Origin of the sequence: Haloferax profundi, assembly GCF_001469865.1 — an archaeon.
Taxonomy (GTDB): Archaea; Halobacteriota; Halobacteria; order Halobacteriales; family Haloferacaceae; genus Haloferax; species Haloferax profundi.
The window spans coordinates 1-14,658 of the sequence record NZ_LOPV01000102.1; the positions used below are offsets into that span (position 1 = coordinate 1).

17 protein-coding genes are annotated in these 14,658 nt (G+C 61.9%); 11 read left to right on the forward strand and 6 right to left on the reverse strand.

Annotated elements, in window-relative coordinates:
- The coding region (gene rnz, locus AUR66_RS05530) for a ribonuclease Z (protein WP_058571495.1) at positions 1 to 847 on the forward strand (847 nt) is incomplete at its 5' end.
- Between the two features lie 51 nt (positions 848 to 898).
- Positions 899 to 1,774, forward strand: coding sequence for a PhzF family phenazine biosynthesis protein (locus AUR66_RS05535; RefSeq protein ID WP_058571496.1), 876 nt, complete (start codon positions 899 to 901; stop codon positions 1,772 to 1,774).
- 21 nt (positions 1,775 to 1,795) lie between these two features.
- Here the strand turns inward: AUR66_RS05535 and AUR66_RS05540 are convergent, their stop codons facing one another.
- Entirely contained in the window at positions 1,796 to 2,140 is a 345-nt protein-coding gene (locus AUR66_RS05540; RefSeq protein WP_058571497.1) for a hypothetical protein, read from the reverse strand.
- Positions 2,140 to 3,111 carry a prohibitin family protein gene (locus AUR66_RS05545; protein WP_058571498.1) on the reverse strand — a complete coding sequence of 324 codons (972 nt, stop codon included), beginning with the start codon at positions 3,109 to 3,111 and terminating at the stop codon, positions 2,140 to 2,142. The genes AUR66_RS05540 and AUR66_RS05545 overlap by 1 nt, the downstream gene beginning before the upstream one ends.
- 140 nt (positions 3,112 to 3,251) lie before the next feature.
- Between AUR66_RS05545 and AUR66_RS05550 the strand changes: the two genes are divergently transcribed.
- Positions 3,252 to 5,246, forward strand: a complete 1,995-nt coding sequence (locus tag AUR66_RS05550; RefSeq protein WP_058571510.1) for a DUF460 domain-containing protein — start codon at positions 3,252 to 3,254, stop codon at positions 5,244 to 5,246.
- Between the two features lie 228 nt (positions 5,247 to 5,474).
- Positions 5,475 to 5,792 carry an RPA12/RPB9/RPC11 RNA polymerase family protein gene (locus tag AUR66_RS05555; RefSeq protein ID WP_058571499.1) on the forward strand — a complete coding sequence of 106 codons (318 nt, stop codon included), beginning with the start codon at positions 5,475 to 5,477 and terminating at the stop codon, positions 5,790 to 5,792.
- A gap of 519 nt (positions 5,793 to 6,311) precedes the next feature.
- On the opposite strand, the gene AUR66_RS05560 is transcribed toward AUR66_RS05555, so the two are convergent.
- Entirely contained in the window at positions 6,312 to 6,626 is a 315-nt protein-coding gene (locus AUR66_RS05560) for a hypothetical protein (protein WP_058571500.1), read from the reverse strand.
- A 90-nt stretch (positions 6,627 to 6,716) separates the two neighbouring features.
- Here AUR66_RS05560 and AUR66_RS05565 point away from each other — a divergent pair, with 90 nt between their 5' ends.
- Positions 6,717 to 7,703 carry a tyrosine--tRNA ligase gene (locus AUR66_RS05565; RefSeq protein ID WP_058571501.1) on the forward strand — a complete coding sequence of 329 codons (987 nt, stop codon included), beginning with the start codon at positions 6,717 to 6,719 and terminating at the stop codon, positions 7,701 to 7,703.
- Positions 7,704 to 7,890: 187 nt separating this feature from the next.
- On the opposite strand, the gene AUR66_RS21130 is transcribed toward AUR66_RS05565, so the two are convergent.
- Both AUR66_RS21130 and AUR66_RS05570 read right to left on the reverse strand, forming a co-directional pair.
- Positions 7,891 to 8,232: a hypothetical protein gene (locus AUR66_RS21130; protein ID WP_157533006.1), complete on the reverse strand. Its 342-nt coding sequence runs from the start codon at positions 8,230 to 8,232 to the stop codon at positions 7,891 to 7,893.
- A gap of 23 nt (positions 8,233 to 8,255) precedes the next feature.
- Complete coding sequence (locus AUR66_RS05570) at positions 8,256 to 8,435, reverse strand: DUF7470 family protein (RefSeq protein WP_058571502.1); 180 nt, start codon at positions 8,433 to 8,435, stop codon at positions 8,256 to 8,258.
- A gap of 105 nt (positions 8,436 to 8,540) precedes the next feature.
- On the opposite strand from AUR66_RS05570, the gene eif1A reads away from it, so the two are divergent.
- From eif1A to AUR66_RS05600, 6 genes are all read left to right on the forward strand, one after another.
- Positions 8,541 to 8,831, forward strand: coding sequence for a translation initiation factor eIF-1A (eif1A, locus tag AUR66_RS05575; RefSeq protein ID WP_058571503.1), 291 nt, complete (start codon positions 8,541 to 8,543; stop codon positions 8,829 to 8,831).
- Positions 8,832 to 8,920: 89 nt separating this feature from the next.
- Complete coding sequence (gene rio1 / locus AUR66_RS05580) at positions 8,921 to 9,790, forward strand: serine/threonine-protein kinase Rio1 (RefSeq protein WP_058571504.1); 870 nt, start codon at positions 8,921 to 8,923, stop codon at positions 9,788 to 9,790.
- 3 nt (positions 9,791 to 9,793) lie between these two features.
- The gene (locus tag AUR66_RS05585) at positions 9,794 to 10,597 is read left to right on the forward strand and encodes a CPBP family intramembrane glutamic endopeptidase (protein ID WP_058571505.1); all 804 of its coding nucleotides are present in this window, start codon (positions 9,794 to 9,796) and stop codon (positions 10,595 to 10,597) included.
- A 94-nt stretch (positions 10,598 to 10,691) separates the two neighbouring features.
- On the forward strand, positions 10,692 to 11,234 hold the full coding sequence (locus AUR66_RS05590; protein WP_058571506.1) for a KH domain-containing protein: 543 nt from the start codon (positions 10,692 to 10,694) through the stop codon (positions 11,232 to 11,234).
- 375 nt (positions 11,235 to 11,609) lie between these two features.
- Positions 11,610 to 13,259: a thermosome subunit alpha gene (gene thsA, locus AUR66_RS05595; RefSeq protein WP_058571507.1), complete on the forward strand. Its 1,650-nt coding sequence runs from the start codon at positions 11,610 to 11,612 to the stop codon at positions 13,257 to 13,259.
- Positions 13,260 to 13,568: 309 nt separating this feature from the next.
- Complete coding sequence (locus AUR66_RS05600) at positions 13,569 to 13,982, forward strand: hypothetical protein (protein WP_058571508.1); 414 nt, start codon at positions 13,569 to 13,571, stop codon at positions 13,980 to 13,982.
- A gap of 164 nt (positions 13,983 to 14,146) precedes the next feature.
- Here the strand turns inward: AUR66_RS05600 and AUR66_RS05605 are convergent, their stop codons facing one another.
- On the reverse strand, positions 14,147 to 14,350 hold the full coding sequence (locus tag AUR66_RS05605) for a hypothetical protein (RefSeq protein WP_058571509.1): 204 nt from the start codon (positions 14,348 to 14,350) through the stop codon (positions 14,147 to 14,149).
- Positions 14,351 to 14,658: the final 308 nt, after the last annotated feature.

Here is a 14,658-nt window from a genome sequence, read left to right on the forward strand (position 1 = left end):
CGGCGAGCGCCTCCTGTTCGATTGCGGGGAGGGGACCCAACGACAGATGATGCGGTTCGGCACCGGGTTCGGCATCGGCCACCTGTTCGTCACGCACCTCCACGGCGACCACATCCTCGGCATCCCCGGCTTGATTCAGACGCTCGACTTCAACGAGCGCGAGGGACCACTCGCAATCCACGGGCCGCCGGGGAGTAAGCGTCACCTCGAAAAACTCGTCCACGCCGGCGGCTACCAACCCGGATTCCACGTCTCGGTCCACGAAGTCCGACCGGGGAGCGTCGCTTACAGCGCCGACGACTACGAAATTCGCGCGTTCGAGACCGAACACCGAACCTCGTCGGTCGGGTACGCACTCGTCGAAGACGACCGGCCCGGCCGATTCGACCGTGAGAAAGCCGAGGAACTCGGCGTCCCGGTCGGTCCCGCGTTCGGCCGCCTCCACAGCGGCGAAGACGTAGAACTCGAAGACGGCACCGTCGTCCACTCCGAGGAAGTCGTCGGCGACCCGCGACCGGGTCGAAAAGTCGTCTACACCGGTGACACGCGCCCGCTCGAGACGACCGTCGAAGTCGCCGAAGACGCCGACTTGCTCGTCCACGACGCGACGTTCACCGACGAGGAATCCGACCGTGCGAAGTCCACTGCGCACTCCACCGCCCGCGAAGCGGCGCGCGTCGCCCGCGACGCCAACGTCCGTCGATTTGCACTGACCCACATCTCGGCGCGCTACGCTGCGAACCCGAACCCACTCCTCGAACAGGCCCGAGAGGTCTACCACGGTGACGTGTTCGTCGCCGAAGACGGACAGAAAGTGGACGTTCCGTTCCCGGACGCAGACGACTAACACCCGGGCGTCGCAGCACGCTTTATCCCCTTCGTCCGTGCATGGATAGCCATGCCGACGAACGCCTTCCACATTGTCGACGTGTTCGCCACGACGACCTACGCCGGGAACCAACTCGCCGTCTTCGAAGACGCCGACACACTCACAGACGACCAGATGGCCGCGCTCGCAAAGGAGATGAACTACTCCGAGACGACGTTCGTCGAAGGAGGCAGCGTCGAAGCAGGCTTCGACGTTCGTATCTTTACGCCCGGCGGTGAGATTCCGTTCGCCGGCCACCCGACGCTCGGAACCGCGGCCGTCCTCCGAGAACACTTCGATGCCGGCGACGAAATCACACTCAACCTCGGCGTCGGTCCGATACCAGTCGAAGTCCGCCACGAGGACGGCGGCGACGTGTACTGGATGACGCAGAACGCCCCCGAGTTCGGCGACGAACTCGACCACGAGACGCTCGCCGAGGTGCTCTCGCTCGACGTGTCGGACCTCGACACCGACTGGCCAGTACAGGTCGTCTCGACTGGCCTTCCGGCGGTGATGATTCCGCTCTCGGACCGCGAGGCACTCGGACGGGTCGAAGTCGACCTCCCCACATATCGGGCGTTCTACGACGACGTTGGCGTCGAGAACCTCTTCGCGTTCTGTCCGGACCCGCGCGACGAGGCTAACGACTTCGCGGCGCGGATGTTCGCTCCGGGACACGGTGTACCGGAAGACCCTGCGACGGGGAGCGCGAACGGATGTTTCGCAGGCTATCTCGCTCGGAACCGCTACTTCGGTGACCGAGACATCGAGGTGACCGTCGAACAGGGGTACGAGATGGGTCGTCCCTCGCACCTCTTCCTCGAAGCGGAAGACGAGGGCGACGAGGTGGCCGTCCGTGTCGGCGGGCGCGTCGAGTTCGTCGCAGAAGGGAGTCTCGTCTGAACGGGTGGCAAAAGGAGATGGTCAGTCTCGGTGGTCGTCGCAGACCGGATTTTCACCGTCGTCGAGGAGGACGACGGGCACGCCGAGAACGACCCACTCGCGGACGTAGTGGCGGGTCGTCGTCGCGGGCGCGTCGCACTCGACACAGGTCACATCGGGGTCAGCCGTGTCCGATTCGAGTATCCGTGTCCGCGGTCCGAACGTCGTCCGCGAGTACGCCGGTCGTTTGCGGAGCAGAAGACCCATCCCCACGACGACGACGAGGGCGACGAGTGGGAGGACGAATCTGCCTGCACTCGTCCGTGCGAGTGCGCCGACGACGGCCAAGAGAACGACCACGACGACGAGTTCGCGGCGGAGTCGCATCAGGCCGAACTGGTGGTCGTCTGCGACCTGTTCGCTGATTCGGTGGAAGACGAGGACGACGAGGACGCTGAGACTGAGGACGTGCCCTCATTGTCGAGTGACCGCACGAACTGCGGGTAGCCATCGCCACCGACCGGGATGTACACCGTGTCCGTCTCGTCTAACTTCTCGATGTACTTCTGGGTGAGAACCTCCTCGGAGAGCGACTGAGAGATGATGCGGTTCGCGTCCGCCTCACCCTGTGCCTCGATTCGTTTGCGCTCTGCTTCGAGTTCTTCGACGGCCAGTTCGTCTTGCTTCTGTTGGCGACGCTGTTCCGTGATTTCCTTCTGTTCGACCGCCTGTGCGTACTCGGACGGGAGTTCGACGTTGCGAATCTGGACCGCTTCGAGGATGAGGCCCGCCTCGGCGAACTCCGCGCCGAGTTCCCTCTCGGCGGCGGCCTTCAGTTGCGTCTGGCCCTCGCCGGTGTAGATGACCGTGACCGGCAATCGACCGGCTTCGGTGCGGAGGACCGACCGAATCGAGGGGCGAATGAGGCGCTCTTCGGCGGATTCGACCGTCCGATAGTTCTGGTAGAACTTGACCGCTTGCGCGGCGTCGACCCGATAACGGACGGTCACGTCGATGTCGGTTCTGAGGCCGTCTTGCGTGAGGACGGTGATTGCGTCGTCACCCTGCCGCTCGCCCTCACTAGTCGCTGAGGACATGGTGTACGACTGCGGGCGAACCGAGAGCGAGACAGTCGACTGCGAGACGGGATTGACGAGGTGGGCACCGGGGTCGAACACAGTGCCAGTCGTCGCACCCCACTTCTTGACTACCTTCACGTTGCCTTCTTCGACAGGTTCCCACGCGAGGAGGCCTGCGACGGGGGCGGCGACGAGGAGGAGGGCGATGCCAGCAATGAGAACAATCCGCGTCAGCGACCGGGGGGTCACCGACGGCGGGTCGGGGATATCAGAACTCACGTGTCGATATTACCCCCTTCTGATTTGTTACTTTCGTGTCAGCACCAGTCACAATCGACACGAGGCGTCACGGACGGGTCCTGTCCGACGCGAGATACCCCGGCGTGGAGTATATATTCGGTGCGTCCCTAGTCGCCGTCGTGAACGACCGGACGAGCGCGCTCGACTCGGTCGTCTTCGGCGTTGACATCCAAAGCGGCGACGTGCGCGGCGACGCTCCGTCGTACGCCCTCGTCGTGTTGGATACCCGAGACACCGAGTCAGACGAGGTCCGAATCGAACGAGACGTCGTCTCCTTCCGCAAGTTACGTCGCCTCATCGAGCGCGACGAACCAGCTATCGTCGCGACGGACAACATGTACGAACTCGCGACGGACAAAGACGACCTCGTTCGCTTCCTGCGATGGCTCCCCCACGAGACCCGACTCGTGCAAGTCACCGGGGCCGAACGGCCCGAACCACTCTCCCGAGTGGCATCGCGGCACGGCGTCCCCTACGGGAAAAAGCCGATGAAAGAAGCCGAAGCGGCGGCCAGACTCGCCCTCGCGAACGTCGGCCACGAAGTCGTCGCCTTCGAGAACACGACGACGGTGAAGGTCTCCCGTGGTCGGTCGACTGGCAAAGGAGGCTGGAGCCAAGACCGCTACACGCGACGGATTCACGGCTCTGTCAAACAGCAGTCCCGCGAAGTCGAAGCGGCGCTCAAAGAGGCGAACCTCGACTTCGAACACGACGTGACCGAGAAGTACGGCGGGTACTCACAGGCACTGTTCACGGTCGAAGGTCGGCCACAGGACATCCCCGTCTCCTCGCGTCGCTCCGGTGACACCCGCATCGAAATCGAACGTGAGCGTCGCGACGGCATCGAGTTCGAACCACTCGTCAAACGCCGTGACCGCGTCATCGTCGGTATCGACCCCGGAACGACCACCGCCGTCGCCGTCGTCGGACTGAACGGCCGCGTCCTCGACGTCCACTCCACCCGAACCGCCGACACCGCGACCATCATCGAATGGCTCATCGAACGCGGGCGACCGAGTCTCGTCGCCGCCGACGTGACCCCGATGCCCGAAACCGTAGAAAAATTCCGCCGGAGTTTCGACGCCGCCGGGTGGGCCCCACCGAGCGACATCCCGGTGGACGAAAAACTCCACCGTACCCGCGAGGTGAACTACGAGAACGACCACGAACGCGACGCCCTCGCCGCCGCACTGTTCGCCTTCGACGCCCACGAAGACCAGTTCGACCGCATCTCGCGAAAGGTGCCTGCCGACGTGGACCGCGAAGAAGTCATCTCGCGTGTCCTCACGAGCGAGGAGTCCGTCGAGGCCGTCCTCCGCGAGATGAACGACGACGGGGGAGACACGGGCACCGACGACACCGACGACGCCCCCGAGCAACCCGAAATCTCCCCCGAAGAACGGCAGATTCGCGACCTGAAGTCGCGTGTGAACCGCCTCGAATCTCACGTCGAAGACCTCAACGAGACGCTCGACGAGAAGAACGAGACCATCGAAGAGTACAAGAAAGAACTCTCTGACGCCCGCCGAGAAGAGCGCCGTGAGGCCCGCGAACGCCGCGAAGTGAACCGCCTCGAACGCGAGAACGGGCGATTAGAACGAAAAGTCGAGTCGCTCGAAGCCGAGAACGAAGAACTCACAGAGAAACTCGACCGCCTCAAGTCCCTGTGGAAACTCGACCACTCGAACTTCGCCGACGTGAACACGGACGGCAACCTCGTCCCGGTGAAAATCGTCGAGCAGTTCACCAACGGCGCGCTGGACCACACCGTCGAGGAGTACGGTATCGCCGCCGGCGACGTCGTCTACCTCCGCGACGCAAGTGGTGCGGGTCGAACGACTGCCGAACGACTCGCCGAGTTCGACCCTCGCGTCGTCCTCCGGTCTGGAAACCTCTCGGACGCCGCAGACGAAGTGCTCTACGAGGCTGAGATTCCGGTCGCACCCGCCGACGGGATGACGATTCAGGAGATAGACGAACTCGCCGTCGCCCGCGAGTCGGAGATACAGGCGGCTATCGACGACTGGGAGCGCCGCGTCGAAGAACGCCGGAAGGAAGACAGAAAGTCGATGGTCGACCAGATTATCTCCGAACACCGGGCAGAAAAGCGGTAAGACGCGTCGAATCCGGTTTCGGGTGAGTCAGGTGGCTCTGCCGAGTGGTCGAGTAGCTGATAGTTTGACGAGGGTGTGCTGAATAGAGGGTTCGAGTCTTGCGCGCAAATATCCTCACGTAGCGGGCGAAGGGAATCGGTCGATACAGTCAGCATGAGCAGTTGCGTGGAATTTACGACGGGTCGGAGATTAACAGATATATCCGACACTCGTGTATCCGCTCGTATCATGCAATTCTGTGACGAGTGTGGTTCGATGATGCACACGGAGGGCGACACGTGGGTGTGTCGCTCCTGTGAGAACGAAGAGCGACGAGACTCACAAGCGGAAGCGGCGATGGCGCTCCAAGATGGACAGCGGGACGACGGGGCACCCGCCGTGGCCGACGCAACCCAGGGTCCCACCGAGACGATGGAAGAGACCTGTCCGGCAGACGACTGTGACAGCGACCAGGCCTACTACCAGATGATGCCGAAGCCGGGCGGCTCCTACGAGGTTCGGCTGTTCACCTGCGTCGAGTGCGGCCACAAGTGGCGCGAGTCCTGACCTCTCCGTACCCAAACCACTCAATCCGTAGAGGAGGCGATATATAGTCGGTTTATTGATATTTTCACACTCGCCCTGAATACAGAGCCCGTGTCGGTTATACTTGATGCGATAATGACATTAGGATTGGTGAAAGGATTATCATATGGGTTACCTTCGTCATGCCGCTTGGTATCTTGGAGAGAGTGGTTCGATAACTGTGGTCGGTCTACTGGTCTTTATCATACTACAATGGAGAGTGTCGTTCAACCTTGATCTGATGATTATTGTGGTTCTCACAGTTGGAAACGTTCTACTTCTCTTCCGCCGAATTAACTTGCTGATGAGCGAACTTATCGAACGAAAGGCGCACAGACTCTCTTCATAACCGTTCTGTCTCCGATTTCCCGCCTTCGACCCTTTGTGAACAAGTGGGTAGCATCCCTACAAGACACACCCTCTGTCTGTGTCACGCGAATTCTGTCGAATCCTGACGATTTCGACAGAGCAGATACGGTCTCCTCCAGTCGAACCTCGTCGTTAACTCGCCACGTCGTCGTCACTCCCAGTCAATCCGACGACGACGAAGTAAAGCGCCGCCCCGAGCAGTGGCACGAAGAACGCGAAGGCCGCCCAGAACGTCGCGTTTCGCCCTTTGAACGTCGCGTCTTTGTGGACCCGGTAGGGCAGGTAGACGTGGAAGACGAGGAAGTAGACGGCGAAGCCGAGGATGTACGGGAGCAAGTCGCCGCCGCTGACCGACGCCCACATCACAGCCAGTAACCCGAAGACAGCGAGCATGAGCGCGATGAAGATGAAAATCGGCGCTCGCGTGCGAGTACCAGAGTCGGACATCACCCGGAGTTAGCACCGGGACGTGTTGTCCGTTTCGCCCGCGAGCGGGTTTCCAGAAGTCATATCCCACATCCCCGTTTCCGAACACGTATGGACGCATACGACCTGATCACTCGGAACGCCTCCGAAGTGGTCACGGAGGACGAAGTGCGCGCGCTGGCCGACGACTCAGAGGGCAAGCGAGCGTACGTGGGCTACGAGCCCTCAGGAGTCCTCCACATCGGTCACATGCTCACCGCCAACAAGCTCATCGACCTCCAAGAGGCGGGCTTCGAGGTAGTCGTGCTGCTGGCCGACGTACACGCTTACCTCAACGGCAAGGGCACCTTCGAGGAGATTCGACAGACGGCCGAGCGGATGAAAGCCCAGTTCATCGCCTACGGCCTAGACGAGAGCCAGACCGAGTTCGTCCTCGGGTCGGAGTTCCAACTCGACGAGAGCTACGTCCTCGACCTGCACGCGCTCGAACTCGAGACGACGCTCTCGCGGGCCGAACGCGCCATGGCCGAAATCAAGAGCGGCGAGAGCGTGACAGTCGCACAGGCAGTCTACCCCATCATGCAGGCGTTGGACATCGTCTACCTCGACGTCGACCTCGCCATCGGCGGGATGGAACAGCGCAAGGTCCACATGCTCGCTCGTGACACGCTCCCGAGCATCAACGAGGACGCGCCGACGTGCATGCACACGCCGCTCATCGCGGACCTCGCGACGGGCATCGGGAAGATGTCCTCGTCGAAGGGCGTCACCATCTCGATGGAAGACACGACCGAGGACATAGAAGAGAAGGTCAACGACGCCTTCTGCCCGCCGACGGCCGACCCCGACCCGACGGACGACGGCGAGGCACGCGACAACCCCGTCCTCCAAATCTTCGAGTACCACGTCTTCCCGCGCTTCGAACGCGTCGTCGTCGAACGCCCCGACAAGTACGGTGGCAACCTCGAATACGACGACTACGAGTCGCTCGAAGCAGACCTCGAATCCGGCGAACTCCACCCCCTCGACGCGAAGGGTGCCCTCGCTGGCTACCTCGACGAACTCATCGCACCGGGCCGCGAGAAGATAGACGCGTAAGCGGACGTCTCGTCGGAAATCGGCAGGGGAGCCGACTCAGTCCATCCCGAACATCTTCACCACGACTTTTTATTATTCGATACATTTTGTTGCCGTCGACTGTTCACTTTTCATCAAAAACATGCGTAGTGAATTCTAAGAAGTAACTATCGAGGAGAGTTAACCGAGAATCAGTTATAGTATAGGTTTACGGGTTGAAGTTTCCCCAGACTCGCTCTGCACCTTTCAGGAACGCAATTGTTCCAGCGAAAGCAAGTAAAGGTTGACCAATTTGACCCATAAGCCCATTCTGTGCCGCCATCTGGCCTAAGTCAGGGATAACACCTGTGGGTGGAATAACTTGGATGCCGACAACTTGCCCAATCATTAAGGGGAGCTCAGCCAACTCCGGTTTTTGCACGGCAAGAACTAACACTAGAACTGTGAGTGCCAGCGCCGCGACTGCTGTGAGACGTTTTCTAGTCAACACATCCACAAAACATACTGCCAATAAATTAACTTTTTTGTTATTTTCAGTTAATCTATACATTCTATTTGTTTTACATTATGGGTTCAGGCCATCCCGAACATCTTCATCACGTTCTCTGCGAGGCCGCCAGCGACGAGTCCCATCCCGGCGACGACGAGTGCGATACCGGCCGCGACGATGGGTGCTTGGACGGCGACGAGGACGATTCCAGCGAGGAGACAGACGACGCCAGCGATGCCTTTCGTTCCGAGTTTGTCGAGCATACCACGACGGCGGACCGGGAAGCCCCTAAACGCGTCGTTCGGCGAGACGGTCGCACTCGGGCAAACGTCGGCGGGTTTAAACATGACGACGTAGAAGCGTCGCGCATGAGCGACGACGAGAACGAGCGCCGCCGAGACCTTCGAATGCCGAACGACGACGAAGTGTTCGCCGTCGTGACCAACATGCTCGGTGCCAATCGTGTCCGCGTCCGCTGTGCAGACGGCGTCGAGCGGACCGCTCGCATCCCCGGCCGAATGCAGAAGCGTATCTGGATTCGAGAAGACGACGTAGTCCTCGTCGAACCGTGGGACTGGCAGGACGAGAAGGGCGACATCACGTGGCGCTACGAGAAGTCCGAAGCAGACCAACTCCGCCGCGAAGGGCACATCCAGTAAGCTGACCCGCCTGCTTCCTCGGTCGTGACCGAACCACACGAAGACAGCACCTGTGGCCTTTTCATCTCGCCTCTCGTAGCCCTAGTCCAATGAGTGACGAGTTCGGCATGGTCGAACCCCAGGAGGGCGAGGCGTTTGGCGACGAGTGGGAAGAGATAGACCTCTCTGACGACGAAGCAGACCGCATCGCCAAGCGACGTGACCGTGACTTCGACGAGTTCAGGATTCGGATGAAAGACGCCGACCAGTTCAAAGTCGAGCAGTCGGTGTTCGACGACGCCACCTTCGCGGCGATATACAAACTCGTCCAAGACGGGCACATCGACGCGTTCGGCGGACCCATCTCGACGGGAAAAGAAGCGAACGTCTACGAGGCACTCGGTGACGACAGCGAAGTCGCCGTCAAGATATACCGCATCAACGCCTCCGACTTCCGTCACATGCGCGACTACCTCGAAGGCGACCCGCGATTCGAAGGCATCGGCCACGACAAGGGACAGGTCGTCCGCGCGTGGGTTCGAAAAGAGTTCGCCAACCTCGAACGCGCCCAGCGTGCCGGGGTCCGCGTTCCGGACCCAATCGCCGTCCAGCGAAACGTCCTCGTGATGGAACTCGTCGGCCTCGCCGAAGACCGGGCGCGTCGCCTCTCGGAAGTCAACGTCGAAAACCCCCAGACTGCCTACGAAGTCGTCCGCGAGTACATGCGTCGCCTCCACCGCGCGGGCCTCGTCCACGGTGACCTCTCGGAGTACAACCTCATCATCCACGAAGGCGAACTCGTCGTCATCGACCTCGGGCAGGCGGTGACGATTCACCACCCGAACGCCGAGGACTTCCTCCGTCGTGACTGCCGCAACGTCGCCAACTTCTTCCAGCGGCAGGGTGCCGACGCCGACGCCGACTTACTCTACGAATTCGTCACCGCCGACGAAGACGAGGACGAGAACGCCGAGGAGTAGGCGGTGTCACAAAGCGTCTCCCGCCAGTTCGCCGTATTCACTGGCCTCGCCGCCGCGTGGGCGTGGGCGTTCTGGCTTCTGACTGCTGTCCTCCCAAATGCAGTCGATATCGTCGCGATTCTCGCAGGCGCATGGGGACCCACAGTCGCCGCAGTCGTCCTGACGTGGCGAGACGCGGGCCGTGACGGCGTCCGCGCGCTTCTCTCGAAGTACCTCGCGTGGCGAAGCGGACTGTGGCCCGCCGTCGCCGTCGTCGTCATCGCACTCGCCGTCACTGTCGTGGCTGTCTGGGTCACCTCACTCGGCGGAGTCCCACCTGGGTTTCCGGGTGAATCCCCACCGCTCACCTTCCTCCCCGTCGTCATCCTCGTGAACGTCTTCCTCGGCGGGCCACTTGCCGAGGAGGCCGGATGGCGCGGGTTCGCCCATCCACTTCTCCGTGAGCGAGTCGGACCGGGAATCGCCGGTGGCGCAGTTGGCCTCGTCTGGGGACTCTGGCACGCACCGCTGTTTCTCTTGCCCGGTCAATCGTTCGCCATCGGCGGGGGCGACCCGGCGTCGTTCCTCGCCCTCACGGTTTCGTGGTCGCTGTTGTTCGGCGTCGCCACCGAGTGGGCGGAGTGGAGCCTCGTCCCGGCAGTGCTGGGCCACGCGGCGGTCAACACGTTCCTCGGCACCTACGGCGTGCTTGCGGCACCATTCTATCGCCCTGCTCTCGTCGGCGGGTTCGTCCTCGTCGCCGTCGGGTCGCTCGTCGTCTATCGTGTGACTCACTCCGAACCCGACGCCAGTGCGTCTACAGTGTGACGTAGCGGCAGGAAGGTGCGGCGTCGCGTGCGAGTGAGACACGTAGCGCCCGTGCGAGCGAACGCTTAAACCGCTCCACCGGGTATCCACCCCTATGCAGCACGTCAAGGTGCCGCAGGACCGTATTGGTGTTCTCATCGGCGAAGGTGGCTCGACGCTCCGAGAAATCGAGAGTCGAGCGGAGGTTCGACTCGACGTCGACTCCGAAAACGGCAGCGTCGCAATCGACAGCGTCGGCGACCCCGTCCTCGGGATGGTCGCCCCCGACGTCGTCCGCGCCGTGGGCCGTGGCTTCGCCCCCGAGGACGCCATGTCGCTCCTCGACGACGAGATGATGATGTTCGAACTCATCGAAATCGACCGGCACACCCGAAACAAGAACGACATGCGTCGCCAGAAGGGCCGACTCATCGGCGAGAACGGTCGCACCCGCGAACTCATGGAAGAACTGACTGGCGCGGACGTAGTCATCTACGGGTCGACGCTCGGCATCATCGGCCAACCCGAGGAAGTCGAAGTCGTCCGCCGCGCCGTCGAGATGATTCTCGACGGTGCACCACACGGCGCCGTCTACTCGTTCCTCGAACGCAAGCACAACGAACTGACCCGCGACTTCAACGTTCGCCAGAACAACTGAGACGCCACCGCTGTGGGGCCATTCGGCCACCGCAGTCTCACCGACGAGGGCACCGCTCCCGCGGTCCTGACCCACCGTATCGTCTTTTTACTACACACCATGACGTGAGCCACGTCTCCACAGTTCGAGACGAGAGACGTACGACCCACTCTCGCCATCCACGACGAACTCGGCATCGACTACACTGACCCCTTCGATGGCGCACGCCGAGTCTGGCTTCGTAATCGTTGATAAACCCACGTAATCGACCGGCGTCGAAGGGGAGTGACTGCGCCACCGTGTTGCGTTTTGACATACCAATAAACACAACCTTTTTATAGAATCACAAACAATCAGGCGATGACTATGAGCCAGCGAATGCAGCAGGGTCAGCCCATGATCATTCTGGGCGAGGACTCGCAGCGCACATCCGGTCAGGATGCGCAGTCGATGAACATCACGGCCGGAAAGGCCGTTGCCGAGGCCGTACGCACCACGCTCGGCCCCAAGGGGATGGACAAGATGCTCGTCGACTCCGGCGGGCAGGTCGTCGTCACGAACGACGGCGTCACCATCCTCAAGGAGATGGATATCGACCACCCCGCGGCCAACATGATCGTCGAAGTCTCCGAGACGCAGGAGACAGAAGTCGGAGACGGCACGACGACGGCCGTCATCATCGCGGGCGAACTCCTCGACCAGGCCGAAGACCTCCTCGAGTCTGACGTCCACGCGACCACCATCGCACAGGGGTACCGTCAGGCCGCCGAGAAGGCCAAGGAAGTCCTCGAATCGAACGCTATCGAAGTCACCGAGGACGACCGCGAGACCCTCACGAAGATCGCTGCCACGGCGATGACGGGCAAGGGCGCAGAGTCCGCGAAGGACCTGCTCGCCGAACTCGTCGTCGACGCCGTCCTCGCAGTGCAGGACGACGACGGCATCGACACGGACAACGTCTCCGTGGAGAAGGTCGTCGGCGGTTCCATCAACAACTCCGAACTCGTCGAAGGCGTCATCGTCGACAAGACGCGCGTCGACGAGAACATGCCGTACGCGGTCGAAGACGCGAACGTCGCCATCCTCGACGACGCGCTCGAAGTCCGTGAGACGGAAATCGACGCCGAAGTCAACGTCACCGACCCAGACCAGCTTCAGCAGTTCCTCGACCAGGAAGAAAAGCAGCTGAAAGAGATGGTCGACAAGCTCGTCGACGTCGGCGCCGACGCCGTCTTCGTCGGTGACGGCATCGACGACATGGCGCAGCACTACCTCGCAAAGCAGGGCATCCTCGCGGTCCGCCGCGCCAAGTCCTCCGACCTCAAGCGTCTCGCCCGCGCAACGGGCGGCCGCGTCGTCAGCAACCTCGACGACATCGAGGAAGACGACCTCGGCTTCGCCGGCTCCGTCGCCCAGAAGGACGTCGGTGGCGACGAGCGCATCTTCGTCGAGGACGTCGAAGACGCCAAGTCCGTCACGCTCATCCTCCGCGGCGGCACGGAACACGTCGTCGACGAACTCGAACGCGCTATCGAGGACTCCCTCGGCGTCGTCCGCACGACGCTCGAAGACGGCAAGGTCCTCCCCGGTGGCGGCGCCCCCGAGACGGAACTCTCGCTCGTCCTGCGCGAATTCGCTGACTCCGTCGGTGGCCGCGAACAGCTCGCCATCGAAGCCTTCGCCGAAGCGCTCGACATCATCCCACGCACGCTCGCCGAGAACGCTGGTCTCGACCCCATCGACTCCCTCGTCGACCTTCGCTCCCGCCACGACGGCGGCGAGTTCCCTGCCGGCCTCGACGCCTACACGGGCGACATCATCGACATGGAAGCAGAGGGCGTCGTCGAGCCACTCCGCGTGAAGACGCAGGCTATCGAGTCCGCGACCGAAGCCGCCGTCATGATTCTCCGCATCGACGACGTCATCGCTGCTGGCGACCTCTCCGGTGGCCAGACCGGCGGCGACGACGACGAAGGCGGCGCACCCGGCGGTATGGGTGGCATGGGCGGCATGGGCGGTATGGGCGGCATGGGCGGCGCAATGTAAACGCCCCTCGAATAGGCCACCATACACCCACCACCTGACCCACGCATCGACTCGAAACGTCGGCCCGATTTCGAACCGTTTTTTCTGGCTTCACACCCGAGAGCGACGCCCATCCCGTGAGAACCGCGGTTTGCGTGGCGTTAATCGAGTGCCGGAACCGAGATATCAGACCCAGAGCGCCAGAGTGTTGAGTTCCGACAGATATTCTGCGCAGAAGTGTGCAAATCTTTCTAAAATTTCGGTTATGGTGTTCGAAACGTCGGTAGCTCGACCTATACTTATACCCTGTGCCAACCACTGACAGAGTGTATGTCCCAGACCGAGACATCGGAGCCCTCCGCCGTCTCGGACGCCGCCGACCCAGCGAGACGGCCCCAGTTCCTCGCTATCGTCGGTGCCCGCGTCTCCGAGGCGGCATCTATCGCCGCCACCGTGGCCCCTCACGCGTCCCCGCTCGTCTGCGCCCCGCACAGCACGTCGCCGTCGCGTCTCCGCGCGACGTTCGCCGCGATGCGCCAACCAGAGGCACCCTTCGTCGTCGCAACCGACAGCGCCGCCGCCGTCCGTGACGCCGACAAAGTCCTCGTCACCGACGGCGGAATCGTCGTCGAAGACGGGGCCCCCGCTGACCTCCTCGCCGTCCCCGGCCTCTTCGCACAGCGGTACGGCGACGAAATCGGCGCGAACTTCTCTGACCCGGGGAAGGACGTCGCCGACGAGTGACGAATCGGCCCTCCAAACCTTCTCGGTGTTTCGCGCGATAGTTACTGGCATGGGTGACCGAGCGTGTTACCGCGAGTTCTGTCCGGACTGCGACGCACAGGTGACTCTCGTCGACGAGGTGTGCCCGGAGTGCAGACGAGAGTTGGAAGTCGTCTGAAGCGCGCCTACTCCAGCGGTTGACTGTCGATGTGGTGAACTGCACTCGGAGAGAGGAAGCGTTCGTTCGGGACTTCCACCCAGCCATTCAGCAAGATTCGGATGGGTCCCTGGTGCAGAATCGTCTCTTTCTCGGCATCTCCGTAGACGACGGCGTTGTCGAGCGTCTGTTCGAATCGGCCTTGCAGGGGTGAGTCGGAAGCGAAGACCACGTTGATGGCAATAGTACGACACGTGATGAGTGTTGGCAGAGGTGTGGTCGCTGTCGCTCACCGATTTTCACCAGCACACTTCACTACCGCGGGGGAGTTGTTCCACCGCCAGCGAAGAGAGCGCGACGGGATTGAGCAAACGCGGAGCGTTTGCGATGTCCGTCGCGCGAGTGCGTTCCAACACACCTCGCTAGCGCTCGGCGGTCTCTACAGCAACAAAAAGAGCGCGATGGGAGTCCCATGAGCGAAGCGAATGGTACACAATCGTGTGAGCGGTTTTTACCAGCCAAAAAGAGCGCGACGGGATT